The sequence below is a fragment of the Winogradskyella pulchriflava genome, from assembly GCF_042434315.1.
Lineage (GTDB): Bacteria > Bacteroidota > Bacteroidia > Flavobacteriales > Flavobacteriaceae > Winogradskyella > Winogradskyella pulchriflava.
The window spans coordinates 24,357-49,435 of sequence record NZ_JBHLTQ010000019.1 but is presented as its reverse complement, the minus strand read 5'-3'; the positions used below and the strand labels follow the sequence as shown (position 1 = coordinate 49,435).

General features: G+C 33.1%; 21 protein-coding genes. 18 read left to right on the top strand and 3 right to left on the bottom strand.

Features of this window, described 5'->3' with window-relative positions; translation table 11 throughout:
- Nucleotides 1-6 precede the first annotated feature (6 nt).
- From ACFFGA_RS15510 to ACFFGA_RS15490, 5 genes are all read left to right on the top strand, one after another.
- Nucleotides 7-1,605 carry a right-handed parallel beta-helix repeat-containing protein gene (locus ACFFGA_RS15510; protein WP_386065441.1) on the top strand — a complete coding sequence of 533 codons (1,599 nt, stop codon included), beginning with the start codon at nt 7-9 and terminating at the stop codon, nt 1,603-1,605.
- Between the two features lie 147 nt (nt 1,606-1,752).
- A complete protein-coding gene (locus ACFFGA_RS15505) occupies nt 1,753-4,776 on the top strand; it encodes a tetratricopeptide repeat protein (protein WP_386065439.1) in 3,024 nt (1,007 codons plus the stop codon).
- 57 nt (nt 4,777-4,833) lie between these two features.
- Nucleotides 4,834-5,388 (top strand): T9SS type B sorting domain-containing protein, encoded by a 555-nt coding sequence (locus ACFFGA_RS15500; protein ID WP_386065437.1) that lies wholly within the window; start codon nt 4,834-4,836, stop codon nt 5,386-5,388.
- Nucleotides 5,389-5,418: 30 nt separating this feature from the next.
- Entirely contained in the window at nt 5,419-7,146 is a 1,728-nt protein-coding gene (locus tag ACFFGA_RS15495; RefSeq protein WP_386065435.1) for a TonB-dependent receptor, read from the top strand.
- A gap of 153 nt (nt 7,147-7,299) precedes the next feature.
- Nucleotides 7,300-8,916 (top strand): amidohydrolase, encoded by a 1,617-nt coding sequence (locus ACFFGA_RS15490; protein ID WP_386065433.1) that lies wholly within the window; start codon nt 7,300-7,302, stop codon nt 8,914-8,916.
- Nucleotides 8,917-9,054: 138 nt separating this feature from the next.
- Here the strand turns inward: ACFFGA_RS15490 and ACFFGA_RS15485 are convergent, their stop codons facing one another.
- Nucleotides 9,055-9,753: a class I SAM-dependent methyltransferase gene (locus ACFFGA_RS15485; RefSeq protein ID WP_386065431.1), complete on the bottom strand. Its 699-nt coding sequence runs from the start codon at nt 9,751-9,753 to the stop codon at nt 9,055-9,057.
- A 127-nt stretch (nt 9,754-9,880) separates the two neighbouring features.
- Between ACFFGA_RS15485 and ACFFGA_RS15480 the strand changes: the two genes are divergently transcribed.
- From ACFFGA_RS15480 to ACFFGA_RS15460, 5 genes are all read left to right on the top strand, one after another.
- Nucleotides 9,881-10,375, top strand: a complete 495-nt coding sequence (locus ACFFGA_RS15480; RefSeq protein ID WP_386065429.1) for a YkgJ family cysteine cluster protein — start codon at nt 9,881-9,883, stop codon at nt 10,373-10,375.
- Between the two features lie 55 nt (nt 10,376-10,430).
- Entirely contained in the window at nt 10,431-11,321 is an 891-nt protein-coding gene (locus ACFFGA_RS15475; protein WP_386065427.1) for a hypothetical protein, read from the top strand.
- Between the two features lie 3 nt (nt 11,322-11,324).
- Nucleotides 11,325-12,167, top strand: a complete 843-nt coding sequence (locus ACFFGA_RS15470) for a sterol desaturase family protein (protein WP_386065425.1) — start codon at nt 11,325-11,327, stop codon at nt 12,165-12,167.
- Nucleotides 12,168-12,195: 28 nt separating this feature from the next.
- Nucleotides 12,196-13,029 (top strand): glycerophosphodiester phosphodiesterase, encoded by an 834-nt coding sequence (locus ACFFGA_RS15465; protein ID WP_386065423.1) that lies wholly within the window; start codon nt 12,196-12,198, stop codon nt 13,027-13,029.
- Nucleotides 13,030-13,190: 161 nt separating this feature from the next.
- Nucleotides 13,191-13,628: a hypothetical protein gene (locus ACFFGA_RS15460; RefSeq protein ID WP_386065421.1), complete on the top strand. Its 438-nt coding sequence runs from the start codon at nt 13,191-13,193 to the stop codon at nt 13,626-13,628.
- Here the strand turns inward: ACFFGA_RS15460 and ACFFGA_RS15455 are convergent.
- Nucleotides 13,625-14,941, bottom strand: coding sequence for an exo-beta-N-acetylmuramidase NamZ family protein (locus ACFFGA_RS15455; protein WP_386065419.1), 1,317 nt, complete (start codon nt 14,939-14,941; stop codon nt 13,625-13,627). The genes ACFFGA_RS15460 and ACFFGA_RS15455 overlap by 4 nt on opposite strands.
- Nucleotides 14,942-14,949: 8 nt before the next feature.
- Between ACFFGA_RS15455 and ACFFGA_RS15450 the strand changes: the two genes are divergently transcribed.
- Together ACFFGA_RS15450 and ACFFGA_RS15445 are read left to right on the top strand one after the other, a co-directional pair.
- A complete protein-coding gene (locus ACFFGA_RS15450; protein ID WP_386065417.1) occupies nt 14,950-16,182 on the top strand; it encodes an ABC transporter permease in 1,233 nt (410 codons plus the stop codon).
- 140 nt (nt 16,183-16,322) lie between these two features.
- Complete coding sequence (locus ACFFGA_RS15445) at nt 16,323-17,303, top strand: PLP-dependent cysteine synthase family protein (RefSeq protein WP_386065415.1); 981 nt, start codon at nt 16,323-16,325, stop codon at nt 17,301-17,303.
- A 9-nt stretch (nt 17,304-17,312) separates the two neighbouring features.
- On the opposite strand, the gene ACFFGA_RS15440 is transcribed toward ACFFGA_RS15445, so the two are convergent.
- Complete coding sequence (locus ACFFGA_RS15440; protein WP_386065413.1) at nt 17,313-18,455, bottom strand: endonuclease/exonuclease/phosphatase family protein; 1,143 nt, start codon at nt 18,453-18,455, stop codon at nt 17,313-17,315.
- A 121-nt stretch (nt 18,456-18,576) separates the two neighbouring features.
- On the opposite strand from ACFFGA_RS15440, the gene ACFFGA_RS15435 reads away from it, so the two are divergent.
- The 6 genes from ACFFGA_RS15435 to ACFFGA_RS15410 all read left to right on the top strand — a co-directional run bounded on the left by ACFFGA_RS15435 (nt 18,577) and on the right by ACFFGA_RS15410 (nt 24,888).
- Complete coding sequence (locus tag ACFFGA_RS15435) at nt 18,577-19,848, top strand: DUF2851 family protein (RefSeq protein WP_386065411.1); 1,272 nt, start codon at nt 18,577-18,579, stop codon at nt 19,846-19,848.
- A gap of 12 nt (nt 19,849-19,860) precedes the next feature.
- Nucleotides 19,861-20,088: a PspC domain-containing protein gene (locus tag ACFFGA_RS15430; protein ID WP_386065409.1), complete on the top strand. Its 228-nt coding sequence runs from the start codon at nt 19,861-19,863 to the stop codon at nt 20,086-20,088.
- A 2-nt stretch (nt 20,089-20,090) separates the two neighbouring features.
- Nucleotides 20,091-21,113 carry a potassium channel family protein gene (locus ACFFGA_RS15425; protein ID WP_386065407.1) on the top strand — a complete coding sequence of 341 codons (1,023 nt, stop codon included), beginning with the start codon at nt 20,091-20,093 and terminating at the stop codon, nt 21,111-21,113.
- Nucleotides 21,114-21,210: 97 nt separating this feature from the next.
- Complete coding sequence (locus ACFFGA_RS15420; protein ID WP_386065405.1) at nt 21,211-22,803, top strand: alanine/glycine:cation symporter family protein; 1,593 nt, start codon at nt 21,211-21,213, stop codon at nt 22,801-22,803.
- Between the two features lie 23 nt (nt 22,804-22,826).
- Nucleotides 22,827-23,708 (top strand): ComEA family DNA-binding protein, encoded by an 882-nt coding sequence (locus ACFFGA_RS15415; RefSeq protein ID WP_386065403.1) that lies wholly within the window; start codon nt 22,827-22,829, stop codon nt 23,706-23,708.
- 13 nt (nt 23,709-23,721) lie between these two features.
- On the top strand, nt 23,722-24,888 hold the full coding sequence (locus tag ACFFGA_RS15410; protein ID WP_386065401.1) for an acyl-CoA dehydrogenase family protein: 1,167 nt from the start codon (nt 23,722-23,724) through the stop codon (nt 24,886-24,888).
- Nucleotides 24,889-25,079 lie beyond the last annotated feature (191 nt).

The following is a 25,079-nucleotide window of genomic DNA, read 5'->3' as shown; positions in this document are numbered from 1 at the left end:
TATTTTATGAAACAACTAATTCTAATAGTATTCTTGTTTTTAGGCCTGTATTCTTTTGCCCAAAAAGAGTTTCACGTCTTTCCAATTGATGGCAAAACAATAAAGGGTTCACCTAATGGCGATGGTAGTATTACTAAACCATGGGATCTACAAACCGCTCTTTCACAAACATCACAACGTGTAAATGGAGGCGATATTATTTGGCTGCATAATGGAATTTATAACGGACGTTACAAAAGTACAATAGCATCTACACTTAAAGATAAATATATTACCGTTACTGCTTATAAAAATGATAAGGTAGTTCTAAACGGAAATGTTGAAAGTAAAGAACCTCATGTCTTAGAAGTTAATGGAGATAGAGTGATTTATAAGAATTTTGAAATTACTTTCTTAGGTAGTTATCCACGTTTAGCATCTGATGAAAATTTTAAAACCGTTACTGGTATTAACCATGTAAAAGGTGAAGACTGTAAGTTTCAAAATTTAGTAATACATAATGTGCCGAGTTCTGGAATGGGCTCTTGGAAGCTTACTGGTGGAACCAGTATCGAAGATTGTGTTATATACAATAATGGTTATCAAGGCCAAAGAGGACATGGCGTTGGTATCTATGTTCAGAATCAAAGTAGTAAAATACGTCACATAAGAAATAATATAATTTTTAATAATTACTATAAGGGTATTGAAGTATGGTCTGCAACTTCAAAAACACAAAAAGAGTTTGTTAAAAATGTAACCCTTACAGATAATGTAATATTCAATAATGGTGCTCCATCTGGTAAGCCTTGGGATAATCTCATTATTGCATCCGGAGATGCTGATGGCATAAACGTAGCTAAAGACATTACAGTAAAAAATAACGTGCTTTATCACAATACCGATTTTAGTGACACAAAAAATTTCGGTTATGGATCCTCATTAACTCTAGGCTTTACAGCAAGAGCTTTGGTTGAGGATATATCAATTATTGATAACATTATAATTGGGAGAAACAATACCTTAAACATTCTTCATGCTAAGTCTGTAGAGTTTAAGCACAATACAGTTTATACAGGTTATGTGCATTTTGAAAAATCAACATTACCAGCATTAGAGTCAGGTGCTATGAATTTTGATTACAATAAGTTTCATACTAGGAAAACGGCTGGTTTAAGAATCTTAAAATATAAAGACTACAAACTCACCGATTGGCAAAAAATCTATAATATCGATACTAATAGCGAATGGAACCACCTCACAGATTTTGAAATTGATCCCGTTTTAATGGTTTCAGAATTAAGTACCAAACCCAATCATTACAATGTAGCACTTTTACAAAAGGAAGGAAATGATGTTCTAGTGGATTTTTCTGAATATGGTATTGAAGAAGGAACTTCGTATAAAATATATGATCTTGAAAATAGAGCAGTAGTTGTAAAATCTGGAAAAATTTCGGACAACAAGAAGGTTATGTTTCCAATGGCACTTTCAGCATTCGAAAAACCTTTGCATAATACAGTAGCTACAAAGTCTGCTGATAACTTTGGTGTCTTTAGAATTGAATTTGAAAAGCAAAAGTATAAAATGAGCTTTTTTAAAAGATTATTCGGTTGGCTATTTTAATTAGAGAAGAAGGTTTAGCAGATTGAAGTAAACTAAAATAATAGAAGTAAAAAAATATTTAATAAATCCGTTTATAATTATACACAATTTCTAGCGTTATAGATTTTGTATTGAATTATATTTGAATCATCAATAAAAACGAAACTAATGCTACTTTCAAAAAAACAATTCATCATCGTTTTTCTTACCTTTTCATTACTTGGCTTTGCCCAAAAGTCGGCAGTTTACACAAGTGATTTACAAGATTATCAGAAAGCATTGACATTATACAACAATAAGCAATACAAAGCAGCGCAGTCTTTGTTTGACGATATTAAGTATAACACAAGCGATGTTACAATAAAATCAGATTGCGCCTATTATATTGCTAATTGTGCTGTGCGCTTAAACCAAAATAATGCGGATGATTTAATAACAGAGTTTGTAGAAGAATATCCAACAAGTACCAAGCGCAATACAGCCTATCTCGATGTTGCAGATTACTATTTTGAGAATTCAAAATATGCTTATGCTCGCAAATGGTATCAAAAAGTTGATGAACTTAGTATTGCACGTTCAGAGCGCGACCGCTTCAATTTTAATTATGGATATAGCTTGTACGCAACTAAAAGCAAAACACAAGCTACAAAATATCTAAATCGTGTTACTACGTCTAAAGAATATGGTTCGCAAGCCAAATATTACATTGGTTATATGGCTTACGAAGGTGATGATTATGATACAGCCAATGAGTATTTTGATCAGGTAAGCGATAACGAAAAATACAAAGAGAAGTTATCTTACTATCAAGCCGATTTAAATTTCAAATTAGGAAAATTTGATAAAGCTATAGAACTAGCCAAAGAACAACTTCCAAATAGCAGAGGAGTTGAAGAATCTGAACTTTCAAAAATAATAGGAGAAAGTTATTTTAATCTAGAGCAATATGCTGAGGCATTACCATATCTTAAAGCGTATCAAGGCAAACAAGGCAAATGGAATAATACCGATTACTATCAATTAGGTTACACCTACTATAAACAGAATGATTTTGAAGCTGCAATTTCCGAATTCAATAAAATCATTGATGGTAATAATTCCGTAGCACAAAATGCCTATTACCATTTAGGTGAGAGTTATATTAATTTAGATAAGAAACAAGAAGCACTGAACGCATTCAGAAATGCTTCAGAGATGGACTATGACACAAAGATTCAGGAAGATGCTTGGTTAAATTATGCTAAGATTAGTTATGAGATTGGTAACCCTTATCAATCGGTTCCTCAGGTATTAGCTGGTTATTTAGATAAATATCCAGAAACAAGTTACAAGGAAGAAATTGAAACGTTACTAATCGATTCTTATATCACTTCAAAAAACTACAAAGAAGCCTTAGAGCTTTTAAAAGGCAAGAAAAGTTTTGAAAACAAAGTGGCTTATCAAAAAGTAGCATTTTTTAGAGGTATTGAGTTATATAACGAAACAAAATACAGTGAAGCTTTGGATTTATTTAATAGTTCGTTGAAAGAACCTAGAGATCCTGTTTTTGTTGCAAAAGCGACGTTTTGGAAAGCTGAAACAGAATATAACCTAACCAATTATAATGATGCCTTAATAGGTTTTAAGCAGTTCGCAGGTATGTCTGAGGCTTCAGATTTACCAGAAAATGATAATCTGGATTATAACCTAGCTTATACGTATTTTAAGTTGAAAGATTATAACAACGCTTCTACATATTTTCAAAAATTTATTGATAAAAACTCTAGTGACAGACAACGTAGAAATGATGCTTACTTAAGATTAGCAGATGGATACTTTGTGTCGAGCAAGTACCAAAGCGCTATTAATGCTTATGATAAAGCTATTCAAATCAATGAAATAGAAACAGATTATGCAGCATTTCAAAAAGCAATGAGCCAAGGATATTTAGGTAAGAGTTCTACAAAAATTTCTGAATTAAATACGTTTATTGAAGGTTATCCTAAATCAGCTTTAAGAGATGATGCTATGTATGAACTGGCAAATTCTTATGTAAAGTCTAATGAAACTAATAAAGCGATGCAAATGTACGATCGCTTAAATTCTGAGTACAAGCGTAGTGCTTTTACTTCAAAAGCTTTATTACGACAAGGTTTAGTGTATTATAATACTAATGATAATGAGCGTGCTTTAACCAAGTTCAAAAAAGTGGCTAATGATTTTCCAGGTTCTGGTGAAGCGGTTCAGGCGGTTTCTACAGCGCGTTTAATTTATATTGATTTAGGACGCGTAGATGAATATGCACGTTGGGTACAGTCCTTAGGTTATGTTGAGGTTACAGATGTTGAATTGGATAATACCATGTACTTAGCAGCTGAAAAGCCGTATTTAGATAATGATACAGACAATGCAATTAAGCAGTTTAACAAGTATCTAAATCAGTTTCCAAATGGAATACATGCACTAAAATCTCACTTTTATTTAGCACAGATGTATTACAAAAAGAGCTTATTTGAAAACGCACAACCACATTACAAATATGTAGTGGATGCATCAAAAAGTGAATATACAGAGCAAGCCACTGTAAAGTTGTGCGAAATCTATCTGAACAACTCTAATTGGTCTAAAGCAATTCCGGTTTTAAAAACCTTAGAAGCAGAAGCAGATTATCCTCAAAACGTGTTGTATGCGCAATCTAATTTAATGAATGCCTACTACCAAACAGAAGATTTTAATGCAGCAGAAACTTATGCAGAGAAGGTTTTGGGTCATTCTAACTTAGACAATAAAGTAAAGAGTGATGCTAAGATTATCATTGCACGTTCGGCAATAAAAACGGGTAATGAATCCAAGGCAAAAGAGGCTTATGCTGATGTAGAAAAAATTGCAACAGGAAGTGTTGCTGCAGAAGCATTGTACTACAATGGCTACTTTAAAAATAAAGAAGGTAAGTATGAAGCTTCAAATGCAACCATTCAAAAATTAGCAAAAGATTATAGCAGTTATAAATACTACAGCGCTAAAGGTTTGGTTGTAATGGCGAAGAATTTCTACGCTCTAGGTGATGCTTTTCAAGCCACATATATTCTAGAAAGTGTTATTTCTAATTTCCCAGACTTTGACGATGTCGTACAAGAAGCAAGAACGGAACTGAATAAAATTAAAGCCGAAGAAGCAAAAACAAATTCATCAATCGAAACAGACGATAATTAACAAATTCCTTTGAAGGCAGGAATCTCATAGTCGAAAATCAAAAACTTAATTTCAGCAATGAAAAACTCTAAATATTACATACCATTTTTTATCATAACACTATTAATGATTTCATTCACATCTTGTGGGGATGATGATAGTAACCAAGAAGAGATAGATGTATTCGCTGGTTGCTGTTCTGATGATCCAGTTTTTGGACCTAATGTGGATAACCTAGACCAATCTGTTGGAGGTGAGATTTCAGTTTCAGATATAGTGACGCCAAATAATGATGCTTATAGAGATTTATTCGGAGTAACAAATATAGAGAACTACCCAAATCATTCCGTTACAATTTATAATTCTATGGATGAAGTAGTTTTTGAAAGTACTAATTATGTAGGAAGTTTAGGTAATCAAGAGGCTCTTTTTCCAAATGGTGAGCAAACAGAATTTGGAATAACTACCCATGAAGATGGTACCTATAAATACAAGATTGTAATTGAAGATGAGCAAACTTTTATGAAATCAGGTACATTCTGTTTATTTACTAATAATCCACCAATAGAACAACAAAATTTTAGTGAATGTCTAGATGAAGGAGAGTTTGACCCAATTCTAACAGGTTTTTAGGTAATTAAAGATTCAATCAAAACACAAAATATGAAAATCAAGTTTTTAATTTTTATAATCACCATATCAAGTAGTTTGTCTTTTACGTTTGCTCAAGAACGTACCAAAGATACTATAGACGATCAGGTTGTGAATGTAGTAAAACCATATACGCCAACAATTTCTGATGCCTTTAAGATAAAAGATACACCTAAGTTAAGTGACTCTAATGCGGTAAAGAAAAAGGAAGTGAAGTATAATATATTTTCAATTCCTGTGGCTTCTACCTTTACACCAGCTAAAGGAAAAGCGGCAACCGTAGATAAGGCTAAAGCTGTAAAACTTTATGATAATTATGCTTCTTTGGGTGTTGGCACTTATACTTCGGTTTTAGGAGAAGTGTATCTTAACCATGAGTTAAGTAGTACCGAAAACGTTGGTGGCTATTTTAGTCATCATTCTTCTGCAGGAGGTATTGAAGATTTGCTTTTGGATGACAATTTTTCTAAAACAAGTTTAAATGCGCATTACTCACAAAAGTTAAGGGACTTTTCATGGAAAGTAGATGGAGGTTTAGATCTTATGACCTACAATTGGTATGGTCTTCCTGAGTTTTTTGATAATGAAGCCACAGCCGAGGAAATAGATCCAGGACATGCATTCAATAGCTTTTATATTGGCGGAAAATTAAAATTTGATGATGCTATTATAAAAGATGGAAGTGTGCGTTTTAGACGTTTTGGAGATAATCAAAATTCTGGCGAAAATAGATTTATAGCTAAAACTAATTTTAATATTCCTATACAAGGTGAAGAAGTTAGCACTGAGTTTTACATAGATTATATTGGTGGAAGTTTTGATCAGGACTTTAGCGGTGCTGACGAAATCAAATATGGCAATGTTACATTTGGTTTGTCTCCATCATATCAGTTAAAGCAAGATGATTTAACGGTTAATTTAGGTATAAGGTTAGTATATCTTAACGACACAGAGTTCAGTGATAATAAGTTCTTTATTTATCCAAATATTGAAGCGTCATACCGTTTAGTGGATGAAATTTTAATTGCTTATGGTGGTATAACTGGTGAGTTGCAACAAAATTCTTATTACGATTTTGCCAATGAAAATCCTTTTGTATCTCCAACATTGTTTGTAGGTCCAACAGACCAACGTTACAAAGGTTTATTAGGTTTAAAAGGAAAGTTATCTAATAACGTAAGCTATAACATTAGAGGAAATTATTATGCCGAAGAAGGTAAAGCATTGTATAAAGCTAACGAAGGACAAACCTTTGCTACAGAAGACTACCAATATGGCAATTCTTTTGGTTTAGTTTACGACGATGTTAAGACGTTTTCTGTTGCAGGTGAATTAAATATAGATGTTAATAGAAATTTCACTTTAGGTATCAAAGGAGAGTATTTTAATTATAATACAGAAACGCAAGACGAAGCATGGAATTTACCAGACATAACAGGTTCTGTGTTTTTAGATTTTCAAATCTCAGAAAAATGGTATGCTGGTGCTAGTGCCTTTTTTGTTGGAGAGCGTAAAGACCAAAGTATTATAGTTGGTACATTTGTGCCAGAACCTCCAATGACAGTAACTTTAGACAGTTATTTTGATGCTAATGCACATTTGGGTTATAAAATTAATGACCAATTTTCAGTTTTTGGTAAAGTGAATAATATTGCCAATCAAGATTACGAACGTTATTTAAATTTCCCAGTACAAGGCATACAATTTTTAGCAGGAGCAACATATCAGTTTGATTTTTGACACGCTGTGTCATCCTGAACTTGTTTCAGGATCTTATCAGAGAATTACAAATTTTTTAAGCGTTCCATATCCGGAACGCTTTTCTTATTTTTACATCTCAAAAATTAAGATTTGTTGTCAGTATGACATTATGCTTCAATTAAATCCAACCAAATGAAAAAACTAATTGCATTACTAGTATTAATTTCAGTCTTCTCTTGTCAACAAGAAAAAGACCAAGCCGATTTAATCGTTACCAACGCAAACATATATACTGTTGATGATGCTTTTAATAAAGCTGAAGCTTTTGCCGTAAAAGATGGAAAAATTATTGCTGTAGGAAGCCAAAGCGAAATTGAAAGCAAATTCAAAGCCATAGATACTATAAATGCAGATGGAAATACTATTGTGCCAGGATTTATTGATGCACATTGTCACTTTTTGGGCTTAGGCTTCAATAAGCAAGCTGTAAATTTAGTTGGCACTACTAGTTTTGAAGACGTTGTAAAGCGTGTTACCAACTTTCAGAATGCACATAATCGTGATTTTATAATTGGTAGAGGTTGGGACCAGAATGATTGGGAGGAAAAAGTATTTCCAAATAACAGACTTTTAAACAAGCTATATCCAGATACACCAATAGCATTAACGCGTATAGATGGACATGCTATTTTATGCAATCAAGCAGCTTTAGATTTAGGTAAAGTTACTGTAGATAGTAAAATTGAAGGTGGAGAAGTGGTCGTTGAAAACGGTGAACTCACAGGTGTTTTGGTTGATAATGCTGAAAATCTGGTTATGGACTACTGGCCAAAACCGAGTAGAGTAGATGTTGTAGAAGCGCTTTTAGCCGCTCAGGAGCTATGTTTTGATTTGGGTTTAACTACGGTTGATGATGCTGGATTAAAAAGAGGCGCTATTGAGATTATAGACAGTTTGCATAACACTGGCGATTTAAAAATGCGTGTTTATGCGATGGTTTCAGCTTCAGAAGAGCATTTGGATTATTTTTTAAATAAAGGAGTCATAAAAACCGACCGCTTAAATGTGCGTTCGTTTAAGTTTTATGCTGATGGTGCTTTGGGTTCAAGAGGTGCAATGCTAAGAGAGCCTTATTCAGATAAACCTGGTCATTTAGGCTTGTTGGTTACTGATTTAGAAACGTTGAATAAGTCTGCAGAGCGTATTGCAAATTCAGACTATCAAATGAATACACATGCCATAGGAGATTCTGCAAACCATGCTGTTTTACAAACCTATAATAAGGTTTTAAAAGGAAAAGAAGATAGACGTTGGAGGGTAGAACATGCGCAAGTAGTATCTCCAGAGGATTTCGATTTATATAAAAACATTATGCCTTCCATACAACCAACCCATGCAACTAGCGATATGTATTGGGCAGAAGATCGCGTAGGTGAAGACCGTATAAAAGGTGCTTATGCCTACAAGCAATTATTAAAAGCTTATGGAAAAGTAGCTCTAGGTACTGATTTTCCGGTGGAGCAGGTTAGTCCATTTTTAACCTTTTATGCAGCAGTTGCTAGACAAGATTTAAAACAATATCCTGAAGGCGGTTTTCAAATGGAAAATGCTCTAACTAGAGAAGAAGCCTTAAGAGGTATGACTATTTGGGCAGCTTATTCTAATTTTGAAGAGGACGAAAAAGGAAGCATAGAGGTAGGTAAGTTTGCTGATTTTATCATTTTGGATAAAGATATTATGACGGTTGATGTAAAAGAGATTCCTAATATTAAAGTGCTGAAGACTGTTGTTGGAGGGGAAGTACAGTGAGTATGATCTCGCAAAGGGCAGAGTCGCCAAGACTCAAATACTAAAAAAATAACAGTTTGTCAGTTTGTTAAAGTTACAATTATAGTAGAGGTGAATTTAGAATAAAACTTTGCGCCTCTGCGACTTTGCGTGAAAAAATCATAGAGAAATTCTCGCTAAATAATCAAAATGCGCACCATCCATAACCTTCTCACATTTTAAGCCAACCGTTTGGCAAGCTGTGTTTAAAGTTTCAAAGTCGAGATATAGCCATTTCATTGGTACTTCTTTTTCACCTTTATAGCTGAGGTAATAATCAAGTTCTCCTGGATAATGACTGTTTATATCTATCCATAAACCACCATCATCGTCTTGGTACATATAAGATATGTCAGAAGAGTCAATTAGGATTTGTCCATTAGGTTTTAAAAGCGATTTTAAATGCTTTAAGTATTTAGAAACCTGAATAATTTCCTGAAAAATACCAGTGCCATTCATTAAAAGTAAAATGGTGTCAAACTTCTCGGTTTCTTCTAATAAAGGCTTAAATTCTGCATTAGTAACACCACGTTGTTTACAAACTTCAATTGCGCCTTTAGAGCTGTCAATACCTTTAACATTAAAACCTTTGTCTTGTAGCCAAAGCGTGTGGTTTCCTGTGCCACAACCAACATCTAAAATTGTTCCTTTAGAAAGTTGTAAAGCTTTTTGTTCTAGTTTTGGCATTTCAGAATAATCTCTAAATAAATAGGGAAGTGGTAACTCGTCTTTATCGGAGATGTTGGTCCAAGTGATAATATCTTCAGAATAGTTTCCTGATTGATAATCTAATAATGCTTTTCCGAAGATGTCTTTCATAATTACGTCATTGCTAAAAAAAAAGTGAAGCAATCTGTTTATTGATAGTTCTAAACAAGGAAATTACCACGTCACTACGTTATTATTAATGACAGACAATTTGCGCAAAACTTTGTATTTTTACACTATGCAAGACCAAATCAATAACCTTCCAAAGCTCGCCAAAGATAAGCATAAGGAAAACAAAACCTTTTTTGCTAAGCTAAAAAAGAAACCGCCAAAGCAGTTAGATTATCTTATGCAAGAATTACACGAAGAAGAATTTAACAGGACAGATTGTTTAGAGTGCGCAAACTGCTGTAAAACCACAGGTCCTCTCTTTACGGATAAGGATATTCAGCGTATTGCAAAGTCATTTAAAATGAAAGCTCAGGAGTTTATTGAAACCTATTTACGACTAGACGAAGAGAATGATTATGTATTGCAGTCTGTGCCATGTACGTTTTTAGGCGCAGATAATTATTGTTCAATTTACGATGTACGCCCAAAAGCATGTAGAGAATTTCCGCATACAGATCGTAAAAAGTTTCAGCAAATATCTAATTTAACGCTAAAGAATGTTGCCATTTGTCCAGCTGCATATAATATTGTTGAAGAAATGAAAAAGCGAATTCAGTTATAAATAATTCGGAATAATTTTTGATTTCTAACTGGTTAAAAAAATAATGAAAAACAGTATGCTAAAAACAATAGTCCTTTTATTTACAGTGCAATTAAGCTTTTCGCAAGCTTGGATGACTAATCTTGATATAGCGCAAAGGTTAGCACTTGTGGAAAATAAAATGGTACTTATGGTTTGGGAAGGAACTACTGAATATCCTTATCCGGTTTTTGTCAATGATGATAGTGGCAGACGCGTTTTTATTTCTAATTTATTCGTAGATGAAGAAATAAGTCCATTGATTTGGAAACATTTTGTTCCAGTAATAGTAAATGAAGATAGGTATGGTGTTTTGTATGCTAAAATAAAAGGGAAGCGTAGTCAAAAATATATCGAAAAATTCAATGATAATTCTATAAAAATTATGGATGCAAATGGTAATATTTTAAACGCATCCGACTTTTATTATGAAGATCTACAGAACATTACCACACTCATTCAAAAATATGGTTTAAACACTGGGTATATAACGCCAGAGCTAAGAGGGTACCATACCGAAAAGGATTTTTATTCGTCCTATTTTTTAGCTTCAAAGTATATGGATTATTCTATGTATTCAATAGAGCAATTAAGACCAGATCTCATAGCATTATCAAGTATTTACCTAAATGAAGCACGCAGATTTACCAACAAAGAATCTCCAGAAGACAAGCAAATGTTACAACAACGTTGCGATTTATTAGAAATACAGCAGTCCTTACTATTAAAGCGTCCAAAGAAAGTTTTAAGATATTTAAAAAAGATTGATGCAGATGAGATTACTAATGCCAATTCAGAATTTATTGCGTTCTTGTATTATACAGCTTATATGTGTCGACAAGATGCAGACAAAGCTGAAAAATGGAAATCTAAAATTTCTTCAGTAAATTTGAAAAAAGCGCAGATGCTTATTAATCTCAATTCTTAACTATTGGAAACTATCTTTAATTATTTTGAAACCATACCTTCAGAACACCGAAGTATAATCCTTGTTTCTGGTATTGCTTTTTTTTGGTTGTTAGAAGGAGGTCTGCCTTTATTTAAGTTTAAATACAATAAGTGGCAACATGCCATCCCGAATCTCTTTTTCACTTTAACGACAGTTATCATCAACTTTGCATTGGCATTTTTGTTGTTGGGAACAGCAGATTGGGTTGTTGCCAATGATTTTGGTTTAATTAACTGGTTGCCAGAAATGCCATTATGGTTGTATGTATTGATTGGAGTGTTGTTTTTGGATTTTTTCGGAGCATATTTAGCACATTTTGTAGAGCACAAAGTAAAGCCACTTTGGATGGTGCATTTGGTACATCACACAGATCATAAAGTAGATACTACAACGGCTAACAGACATCATCCAATTGAAAGTCTTATTAGATTCGCATTTACGCTATTGGGAGTTTTTATAGTTGGTACACCTATTGCCATTGTAATGATTTACCAAGCAATGTCGTTGGTGTTTACACAATTTACACATGCCAATATTAAGATGCCAAAAGGTTTGGATAAAATACTTAGTTATGTTATTGTGTCGCCAGATATGCATAAAATCCACCATCACTATAGATTACCGTACACAGATTCTAACTACGGTAATATCTTCAGTATTTGGGATCGCATTTTTGGAACGTATATGTATTTAGATAGAGAGAAACTGGTTTATGGAGTTGATGTGTTTCCAGACGAAAAGAAGAATAGTAATATTGTAGATTTACTAAAACAACCATTCCAAAAATATGAAAAACCAACGCTTTCCGCTGATACTAAAGACTAGTTTTATTTATAGTTTAGTTGTTTTCTTTATGAGCTGTAATACAGAAACCCAAATCGATATCCAAGGCCATAGAGGCTGCCGAGGATTACTTCCTGAAAATTCCCTGCCAGCGTTCGAAAAAGCAATAGAACTCGGTGTAAGCACGCTAGAGTTGGATATAGCCATAACAAAAGATAATGAAGTTGTGGTGTCTCATGAGCCGTACATGAATAATAAAATATGTTTAGATCCATCAGGTGATGAGATACCAGATTCTCTAGGTATGGCATATAATTTGTACAAAATGAGCCATGGCGAGATAAAACAATTTGACTGTGGTTCTAAGTTTCATCCTTCATATCCAAAACAAGAAAAACTAAAAACATACAAGCCGCTTTTGTCCGAAGTTTTTGATTTAGTTAAAGCTAAAAATTCTGACGTAAGATTTAATATTGAAATTAAATCAGAGCCTAATTATTACGGTATTTACACGCCACAACCAGCTGCTTATGTAAAGATTGTTCTAGATGAAATTAATACGCATAAAATGTTTGATCGTGTTAATTTGCAGTCTTTTGATATTAAAATTCTCAGTGAAGTTAGAAAGCAATCTCCTAAAATGAAAATCGCTTTATTGGTTGATGAGGATGAAGATATTTGGAACAAAATATCCAAACTAGATGTTGTAAAGCTTCCAGAAATAATAAGTCCATATTATAAATTGTTAGATTCCATTAAAGTCAGAAATTTACAAGCCGAAAATTTTGAAGTCATCCCTTGGACTATAAATAAAGAAGAAGACATGAAGCAAATGATTTCATGGAAAGTTGATGGTATTATTACTGATTATCCAGACCAACTTATTGAATTGCTTTCGGAATAAAGTTTTTAACAATCTTATGAACATAAGTTGCAGTTCCTCTATTTTTTGGGTAGATGATAGGATTTTTATAGCATCTTATCGAAAAGCATTTATGTTTGCTACGGATTGATTAATTAGTGTTGAGATAAACAAACCTTTGTTTAACTTTATGCTGTCATATATTGAAAAATTTAATCCGCATCTGTCTCGTTATTATTCTCATTTTCTTACTGGGCTTTACGCTAAATGCGCAAGAGCAACAACCTTATGCTAAGCTCGAGAAGAATAAAAATATTCAAGCCAAAGGCTTAATCCATAAATTAAATAAAACTGGAGATACATTAATTCTTCAAAGTGATAAAAAAATTAATTATCTCTATTCCATCAACAAGGACTACGGAAGAGATTTTGATTTTTATATAGATACTACGTACTACAGATTACCTTTAAATAAGCTCTCAAAAGGCAAACATGTTTTGGTAGCGGTGCAATCACCAAAGCGCATTGTATTTGTAGTTAAAATACTGAGAGACATTCCAAAAGAATTGCATAAGAATGCTATTTCAGAAGAAGTGGTATCAACAGAACCAACCAAAGTTGCCTTAACAGGTAATAACTAATTATAGATTAAATAGTTCTGTCGCGTTTTTTTGTAAGCATCTATATCGGCTTTCCAAGTTGCTCTAATTTCGTCTTCACTCAATCCAGATTCTATTTGTTGTTGCAGTTTTGTTGTTCCGGCATGTTTGGTAAAATTAGCTGTGTTAAATACCTTAGATTTATCTGTGGCATGGTTGTATGCGTCAATGATATACTTTAGGGTAAATTCCCTTTTTGCTTGTACATTAGATAAATCTACACCATAACAAACTACATCCTTATGCTTAGGAAATTTAGATCCAAAATTTGGTTGCGGAGTATAGTTAAACGTATAATGTGTTTGGTCTAAAAATGGAGCACCATAACGTTGAAACTGAAACTCTGTTCCACGACCAGCATTAACATCAGTACCTTCAAACAAACCTAAACTTGGATATAATCTTATGGATTGATCATTTGGTAAATTTGGTGAAGGACGTATAGGTAAGCTATAAAAACTATCGTGAGTGTAATTTTCATTTTCTATAATGGTGATATTACATGTTAATCCATCTTTTAACCAGCCTTCTCCATTAATCATTTTGGCATATTCACCTATAGTCATACCATGCACTAAAGGGATTGGGTGCATACCTAAAAAGCTACTATGCTCTTTTTCTAATACAGGACCATCTACATAATTACCATTAGGATTTGGACGATCTAAAATAAGCAATGGCACATTGTTTTCTGCACAAGCTTCCATAACATAGTGTAACGTAGAAATATAAGTGTAAAACCTAACACCAACATCTTGAATATCAAAAACGACAATGTCTAAATCCTGTAATTGTTGTTGAGTGGGTTTTTTGTGTTTTCCATGAAGTGAAAAAATAGGTAATTGCGTTTTAGTGTCTATACCATCTTTTACATCTTCACCAGCATCAGCAGTGCCTCTAAATCCGTGCTCAGGTGAAAACACTTTTTTGATGGTGATGTTTAAAGCTAAAAGAGAATCTACTAGATGCTGATTTAATGTTACGGTTGATTCTAGTGGTTTATGTTGACCAGAAAGACTTTTTGGTGCTTCTAATTTTATAGGTATGTCTTTTATGAATATAACACTCGTCTGATTCGCCACAACACCAACCCGTTTACCTCGCAATAATGGTAAATACTCTTTCGTTCTATTAGCTCCGACAATAATTTTTTTATCTTCTTGAATTGTGGTGTCATTCTGAACTTGTTTCGGAATCTCATTATTTGAAGACATATCATTCTTAGTTTTAGAGCCACAAGAAATTGCTACCAAGACAAATAATAAAACTGTATTTTTGAAAACCTTAAAACGCATATATAAGTTTGAATTTTGAGTTGTTTATAGCTAAACGCATTATTGGCAATAAAGCGTATAAAAGTAGTGTTTCGGCACCAATAATTAAAATTGGTATTGCCGCAATTGCTATTGGCATTATTGTAATGCTTATTGCTATTGCTACAGGTTTTGGTTTGCAACAAAAAATTAGAGACAAGGTCGTGGCTTTTAATGGTCATATAGAAATTACCAACTACGATACCAATGCGTCAGATGAGTCACAAGTGCCTATTTCTTTAAAACAAGATTTTTATCCTGAGTTTAAAACGGTGGAAGGCATTAAACATATACAAGGTGTTGCTACCAAATTTGCTGTGATTAGAACAGAGACTGATTTTGAAGGTGTTGTTGTAAAAGGTGTTGGTGCTGATTATAATTGGGAATATTTTGAAGAATTTTTAGTTGAAGGACGTGTGCCAGATTTTACAGGTAAGCGTAATGAAGAAATTTTAATTTCTAGTTATTTGGCTAATCGACTTGAGTTTAAGCTTGGTGATAAATTTCAAACCTTATTTACAGAAAGCTTAGATAAGATGCCACGAATTATTAATTACGAGATAGTAGGTATTTATAATTCGGGTTTTCAAGAATTGGATGAGAAGTTTTGTATTGCAGATTTGCGACACATCCAAAGACTTAATAAATGGAAAGAAGACGAGATTGGTAGTTTCGAAATTTTTATAGAGGATTTTTCAGCCATAGATGAAAAATATAAAGAAGTATTTAAAGAAACTCCGTCTTTGTTAAATGCCACACCAGTCGATAAAAAGTATTACACCGTTTTTGAGTGGATTAAAATTTTTGACAATAACACGTATGGTATTATTGCTATTATGATTATTGTTGCTGGTATTAATATGATTACTGCGCTATTAGTTCTTATTTTGGAACGCACTACAATGATAGGTGTTCTTAAGGCTTTAGGTAGTTCTAACTGGTCAATAAGAAAAGTATTTCTTTACAATGCATCTTATTTAATAGGTTTGGGATTGCTTTGGGGAAATATTATAGGGTTAGGCATATTATTTGCCCAAAAGTATTTTAAACTATTTCCCTTAAATCCAGATACTTATTATGTAAGTGAAGCACCAGTTTATATAAGTTTGGATTATATTTTATTATTAAATATTGGTACGTTTATAGCCTGTTTGTTGATGCTCTTAATACCTTCAATAATTATTTCTAAGATTTCGCCAGTTAAAGCCATTCGGTTCGATTAATTTCCAGCCATTAGGTGTCGATTGTCAGTAATAAGTTTTGCCGAACTATATTTTTTCTAATTAATGACTAAAAAAACATAACTGACTTTTAACTTTCTACTTATTACTTTATACTTAAATTTGCAACGCAAAATTACATTATGGACTACGCTGAAAATATATTAGGTACAATAGGAAATACACCGTTAGTAAAAATGAACAAACTAGTGGAGGACTTACCTTGTTTAGTACTAGCAAAATACGAAACGTTTAACCCAGGAAACTCTGTAAAAGACCGTATGGCATTGCAGATGATTGAAGATGCAGAAGCTGATGGACGCTTAAAACCAGGCGGAACAATCATTGAAGGAACTTCTGGAAACACAGGAATGGGATTAGCACTAGCGGCTATTATAAAAGGTTACAAATGTATTTTTGTTATTAGCGATAAGCAGTCTAAGGAAAAAATGGATATTCTTAGAGCAGTTGGTGCAGAGGTTGTGGTATGTCCAACTGATGTAGAACCAACAGATCCTCGTAGTTATTATTCTGTTTCTAAACGATTGGGAGAAGAAACTCCAAACTCTTGGTACGTAAATCAATATGATAATCCAAGTAATGCAAAAGCACACTATTTAAGTACAGGTCCAGAAATTTGGAAGCAAACGGAAGGTAAGGTGACTCATTTTGTTGTTGGTGTTGGTACTGGTGGAACCATTTCTGGAGTAGGGAAGTACTTAAAAGAGCAAAACCCTAATATTAAGGTTTGGGGAGTTGATACCTACGGTTCCGTATTTAAAAAATATCATGAAACAGGTGTTTTTGATGAAAACGAAATATATCCTTATGTTACCGAAGGTATTGGAGAGGATATTCTACCAGAGAATGTAGATTTTAGCATTATTGATGGGTTTACCAAAGTCACAGATAAGGATGCTGCAGTTTACACACAAAAATTAGCTAAAGACGAAGGTATGTTTTTAGGAAATTCCGCTGGAGCAGCAATAAAAGGTGTTTTGCAACTAAAAGAGCATTTTAAACCTGATGATGTAGTAGTAGTTTTATATCACGATCATGGTAGTCGATATGTCGGTAAAATGTTTAATGACGATTGGATGCGTGATATGGGTTATATTGAGTAGTTTTTGTTACTACTCATTCTTTATCTTTTCCAAATAACTCAAACTAAAATTAATCTTTAGTTCCGTCCACATCGGTAAGTGGTCACTAAGTTGAAAGGTGCGCCATTCTTTTTTATAATAGTCTTTTTGTTTGGCTTCGCTCGCAATAATGGCTTTAAAATTATCGATGGCCTTCTGTATTTTTACTTTTTTCTCAGCATCATTTTCTTTGGCTAGTTTTTCTTGTTGCTGTTTTAGTTTGTCATTTAAATTTACTAGAACAATCGCTTGGTAATCTTTAAATTGACGCGTGCTAAATACTCTGTTGTAATAATTGTAAGCGCCAGCACTGTTATCTTGATCTCCATAAATAACTTCTCCTTTTTTCTCCATAAATGCAATTTGGTCATAATGCTTGGTCTGATACATATTAGAAGGATGATCTTCAATGCCTTTTGGGATTACAAAACCATGTTTTTTTAAGGCTTTCATAGTCTTATGTTCAGGACTATATATATTAAAATCACCAAGTAAAATAAGGTTTTCATCATAGCGCTTTGCACGTTTTTTAATATTGTTGGCTATGGCATCTATTTCTTCTATACGTTGTTTTAATTTTTCACCAGAATCCGAGCCAAAATAAATATGTACGGTACATAGCTTAAAGTTAAACCAACCAGACTGAAAAGCAACCAAATATGGAGTACGCGCAAATTGCTTTTCGCCATTTATAAGATTACTTTTTGTTAAAACTATCTCGCCAGCTACTTTTTTAAACGAAACTCTATTTGTATCATAAATATAGGCCATACGCTCACCATTGCCAGAGTTACCTTCAGTAACGTCTGTCATTATGTAATCCCATTGATCTCCCATAACATACATTAGACGGTTAAAAGCAAAGAGATTCTCATTAACTTCTTGTATGGCTACTAAATCAAAACTCGAAATAATCTCGGACATATAGAAAAAAGCTTCTTTGGTACGAGGACCATAACCATATTGATTAGAATCAAAATCTCTAATGTTCCATGTTGCAATGAGTACATTTTCATTAAAGATTTTTTCGGGAATTTTATCGTCTAAATCTTCTTTAAGACTCGTCAATCGCTTAATGACACGTTGACGTTCTTCTAGCTCTGGAAAATCGTTCTTTAAAGCAAAGTACCTCATAATGATAGCGTTATAATTTGCTACAAGTTAAAAATAATATTGCAGCATTTTTGTACGTAGTACTACGTAATTTTTTTATGAATTTGCCAATTTTTTTAACTAAGATTTCTATTTTAGAAGCATGCAAGAAGATTTCCTTCATTACATCTGGAAACATAAAGCTTTTAATACTTCAAATTTAAAAACAACTAATAGTGAAGTTATAGCCATAAAGCAGCTCGGTCAGCATAATTATAATGCTGGTCCAGATTTTTTTAATGCACAAATAAGTATTGCAGACCAACTTTGGGCTGGTAATGTTGAAATTCATATAAAATCATCAGATTGGTATGTTCATAATCATGAAATAGATAAAGCGTACGACAATGTTATTTTGCATGTAGTATGGGAGCATGATACCGAAATATTCAGGAATGATAATTCAGAAATTCCGACTTTAGAGTTAAAACACTTTGTAGATATCACTCTACTACATAACTATCAAAAATTAATGCAATCTAAATCTTGGATTAATTGTGAAACCAATTTCCATGAGGTGGGCGATTTTTTGCTTAATAACTGGTTAGAGCGTTTGTATATAGAACGTTTAGAACGAAAATCTAAAGACATTCAACAATTGTTAAAACTATCAAACAATGATTGGGAAGCTGTGTTGTTCAAAATGCTTACTAAAAATTTTGGACTTAAAGTTAATGGTGAGTCATTTTTAAGTTTAGCTAATTCATTTGATTTTCCTATTGTAAGAAAACTTCGGACTAATGTTCTGGATTTAGAAGCACTGTTTTTTGGACAGGCAGATTTGCTTCATGATGACGTGCAAGATGTATATTACACCAATCTTCAGAAACGTTACCAGTTTTTAAAGCAAAAATTTAAACTAAATAATAGAGGTGTATTGCCTTTACAGTTTTTTAGGCTAAGACCACCAAATTTTCCTACGATTAGGTTATCGCAATTAGCAAAACTGTATAACACACATAACAATTTGTTTTCGGAGGTTGTTTCAGTTGTATCTAAAGAAGATATTTATAGAATATTTAATATAGAAACTTCAGAGTTTTGGAAAACACATTATACTTTTTCTAAGACCTCAAAGCCTGTAAAAAAAGAGCTTACAAAATCGTTTATAGACTTATTGATTATTAATACCATAATTCCAATACAATTCAGTTATGCTAGGTCATTAGGTAAACCTGTTGAAGATCATGTGTTTAATTTTATCAAACAAGTAAATTTAGAGAAAAACAGTATAGTTTCTAAGTTTTTTGAATTAAAATCTTTGGATAATAATGCGCTAAACTCACAAGCACTATTACAATTAAAGCAAAATTATTGCAGTAAAAATAAATGCTTGCAATGTGCTATAGGCAATAGCTTAATCGTTAAAAATTAAGTAAATTGCGGTATGAATTGGTTCTACAAGCTACTACTTTATTTTCAAAAACGAGGTTACTACGTTTGTCAGCGTATTGCAGACCGTTTAGGTATTAGAGCAAAAATCGTGAGAACATCTTTTATGTACCTCACATTTGTGACTGTTGGTTTTGGCTTTGCGCTATATTTGTTCTTGGCGTTTTGGATACGAATTAAAGATATTATTTATACCAAACGTTCTTCGGTTTTCGACTTATAACTATGAACAATCCACTAATAAGACTTTTCAGGTCCAAAATATATACGGCTTTCGTATTACTTTTTTTAGTATTATGTATAGGTGTTATTGGCTATAAATTTATTTCACATTATAGTTGGATAGATGCTATTTACATGACGGTCATCACCATCACTACAGTTGGTTTTGCAGAAGTTAATCCGTTAGATACCAAAGCTAAAATATTCACCATATTTTTAATATTGGCCAGTGTAGTTATTGTTGGTTATGCCATATCCATTATTACAGAATATATTTTAAGTAAAAATCATTTTGAAGACATAAAACAACGCAAGATGCAAAAGAAAATTGATGCCATGTCTAATCACATAATTATATGTGGTTACGGTCGAAACGGAAAACAAGCTGCACAAAAATTGTTGGCGTATAATAAGCCTTTTGTCATTATTGAACGAGATAAGGATATCATAGAAAAGTTTCAAGAAGAAGGAATTCCTTTTGTGTTCGGAAATGCTAACGAAGACGAAGTGCTTTTTGAAGCTGGTATTGAGCGTGCTAGTACATTAATCTCTGCACTACCTAGTGATGCAGATAATTTGTTTGTGGTGCTATCGGCAAGGCAAATAAATAAGAAAATGACTATAATCAGTAGAGCCTCACAAGAAACTTCTTATGAGAAGCTAAAATTAGCAGGAGCAAACAATGTTATTTTACCAGATAGAATTGGAGGAGATCATATGGCTTCATTGGTGGTTGTTCCAGATTTAGTTGAGTTTATTGATAATTTAGGTATTGTTGGAGAACGCAATATTAATATAGAAGAGGTAAAAGTGGAGCAGCTTTATAATGTCTCAGAAGAAAAAACAATTAGGGATTTAGACTTGCGTAAAAAAACCGGTTGCACAGTAATTGGTTTTAAAGATGATAAGGGTGAGTATATTGTTAATCCTGAAGCAGATACTAAACTTGTTTCTGGTTCTAAAATCATTGTTTTAGGTAGGCCAGAACAAATTCAAAAATTAAACTCTGAATTTAATATAGCTTAAGCCATATATCCATTTTAACGTCTGATGCTTTAAAAACTCAAAAATTTTTAGCATCTTGTCACCTTTAATACTAAAAACTAACTAATAACTACTCTTTATGAAGAAATATCTTCTATCAATTTTTACACTTATACTACCACTACTTAATTTTGCACAAGAGGCTGAGAAAGGCATTGACGAAATTATTGATGAAAAGTTTGGTGCGGCAACCGGATGGTTTGTTGAAGCGGTCTTTTATCAAATACCATTTTCAGATTCTGTTAGTGTTTATTGGGTATTATTTCCGTTGATTTTAGGTGCGGTTTATTTCACATTTTACTTCAATTTTATCAATTTTAGAGGCTTTTTTACTTCTGTAAATATTGTTCGTGGAAAGTATGATGGTCTAGACCATCATGAGTCGCTAGTTGCTGCAGGTGATGCAACTCCAGGAGGTGATATAAGAGAAACTATAGCTGTAGAGGATCATGAAGGTGAAGTTTCGCATTTTCAAGCTTTAACAGCAGCTTTATCAGCTACAGTAGGTTTGGGTAATATAGCAGGTGTTGCAATTGCTGTTTCTATTGGTGGAGCAGGAGCAACGTTCTGGATGATCATAGCTGGATTTTTAGGTATGGCTTCAAAATTCGTTGAGTGTACACTTGGTGTAAAATATAGAGATATTTCTGAAGATGGAACTGTGTATGGTGGACCAATGTACTATTTAACTAAAGGACTCAAATCCAAAGGAATGGGTGGTTTAGGTAAAGTTTTAGCTGTATTGTTTGCCATATTCGTCATTGGAGGATCCTTTGGAGGTGGAAACATGTTTCAGGTTAATCAAGCTTTTCAATTAGTTGAGAATATTTCAGGCGGCGAACAATCTTTTCTAAATGGTTATGGTTGGGCATTTGGCTTGGTTATGGCAATACTCGTTGGTATTGTAATTATTGGTGGAATTAAAAAAATAGCTAAAGTAACAGATAAAATTGTGCCATTTATGGTGGCTATTTATGTAGCAGCTTCTTTATTTGTAATTTTTGCTAAATACGATATGATTGGTAGTGCTTTTGCAGCGATATGGAATGGAGCTTTTAGTCCTGAAGGTATCGCAGGTGGAGCTGTTGGTGTTTTAATTCAAGGATTTAGACGTGCGGCATTCTCTAATGAAGCAGGTATTGGATCGGCTTCTATTGCACATTCAGCTGTTAAAACAAAATATGCAGCAAGTGAAGGTATGGTAGCTTTATTAGAACCTTTTATTGATACTGTTGTGGTTTGTACAATGACAGCTCTGGTGTTAATTATCACTGGGTTTGTAGATCCTTTAAACCCACCAGCTAATGATGCACAAGCAATCTTATTAACATCTAGTGCTTTTGAATCTTCAATTTCTTGGTTCCCTTATGTATTAACTGTTGCGGTTGTATTATTTGCATTTAGTTCTATGATTTCTTGGTCATATTATGGTTTCCAAGGATGGACATATTTGTTTGGAAGATCCAAAAAAACTGAATATACCTATAAAGTGATTTTCTGTATTTTCGTAATTATTGGTGCTGCAGCTAGTTTAGATTCTGTTATTGGTTTCTCTGATGCCATGGTATTTGCCATGATGGTTCCAAATATGGTTGGATTAGTCCTATTGGCACCAAAAGTAAAAGAAGAGCTTAAAAAATATATGAATGCTATAAAGGTGAAAAAAGCCTAAAGTAAAATTCAAAGTTTTTCAATATGAAATCTCATTTCCAGTTTTCAAATCAACAACGGAGTGGGATTTTTTTATTACTATTAATCATAGTTGTCTTACAATGTGTTTACTATTTTGTTGATTTTTCAAAAGCTGAAGTGTCTTCAAACCAAGAGGAGCTTAATGATTTTAGAAATGAATTAGATTCTCTTAGACTTGTAGAGCTTGAAAATTCAAAACCAAAAATCTATCCATTCAACCCTAATTATATTACAGATTATAAAGGCTATACCTTAGGTATGTCTAATGAGGAAATTGATAGACTTCATAAGTTTAGGGAAAGTAATCAATGGGTTAATTCGGCTAAAGAATTTCAAAAAATTACTAAAGTATCCGATTCATTATTAGCAACAATATCTCCATATTTTAAATTTCCAGATTGGGTTACCAATCCAAAACCCAAATCAAATTCTTACAGGAATACGTATTCAAATTCCAACTCCAATTCACCAAAAACGTATGCGCAAAAAATAGATTTAAATACTGCTACATTAGCACAATTACAAAAGGTTTATGGAGTCGGTGAGAAGCTTTCAGAACGTATCATTAAATATCGAAACAAACATAAAGGAGGTTTTATAGCTGATGTAGAACTTTCAGAAATTTGGGGTTTAGAACCTGAAGTCATTGAGCGTATTAAAAATGATTTTACTGTTAAAACACCAAGAGCTACTAAAAAATATAATCTCAATACCGCAACAAGAGATGAACTAGTAATGATTCAGTATATTGATTATGAAATAGCCAATAATATTATTGAAGAACGGTCGCTCAGAGATGGCTTTAAATCTTTAGATGAATTAACAAAAGTTGAAGATTTTCCAATAAGAAAGATAGAGATAATTAAGCTATATTTGCATCTATAATAAACAACAATACATGTCTAATTTATATTTTACTGAAGAGCACCAATTATTTAGGGAAAGCCTAAGAGATTTTTTACAAAAAGAGGTCGTGCCGCATATTGAGAAATGGGAAGAAACAGGTCATATTGAGCGTTTCATCTGGAAAAAATTTGGGGACATGGGTTATTTCGGTCTTGCATACCCTGAAAAGTATGGTGGACTTGATTTAGATTTGTTTTATACGGTTATTTTTCTGGAAGAGCTACAACGTATCAATTCTGGTGGATTTGCTGCAGCTATGTGGGCGCATGCGTATTTGGCAATGACCCACCTTAACAAAGAAGGTGACGAAGCTATAAAAGAAAAGTATTTGGTAGATAGTATTGCTGGTGACCAAATAGGATGTCTTTGTGTAACAGAGCCATTTGGCGGAAGTGATGTTGCTGGTATGAGAACTACAGCAGTAAAGGATGGTGACCATTATATTATCAATGGATCAAAAACATTTATAACCAATGGCGTTTACAGTGATTATATGGTTGTTGCTGCTAAGACAAACCCAGAACTTGGTAACAAAGGCATTAGCATGTTTGTTGTAGATAGTAACACAAAAGGCGTGTCCGCAACTAAATTAGATAAGTTAGGTTGGAGAGCTTCAGACACTGGTGAGATTGCTTTTGATAATGTTAAGATTCCTGCAAGTCAACTTATGGGCGAAGAGGGAAAAGGATTTCCTTATATAATGCAACACTTTGCTTTGGAAAGATTAATCATGGGAATCAATGCGCATGCTAGAGCAGAATATGCTTTAGAATATACTTTACAATATATGTCCGAAAGAACCACATTCGGAAAATCATTAGATAAATATCAGGCATTACGTCATAGATTTGTAGATATGCATGCAGATATGCAGTTGTGCAAAAATTACAATTATATGGTGGCTGACCAATTAAATAAAGGCGCTTATGTAGTTGAAGAAGCAACAATATCTAAATTAAAGTCTACAAAAATGTCAGATGAAGTTGCTTACAACTGTTTACAGTTTTTAGGTGGTTATGGTTATATGGAAGAGTATCCATTGGCAAGATTATTTAGAGATAGCCGACTTGGACCTATTGGAGGTGGAACATCCGAAATATTAAAAGAAATACTCGCTAAAATTATCATTGATAAAAAAACTTATAAACCAGCGACTTAGGTTTCCGATTTGGCTAACATGTAAATGTAAGCATTATCTTAAGAGATTATCAATTCTTTAATTTTTTAAATATAAATTTTAATAATTCACAGTAATTGTAGTAAAAATTTAATAATTTATCAACACGAAAACGTTTTCGTAAAGTTTTAAATTTTGCTTGTAATCTATATTCTAGTAGTTTTAGGTACAAC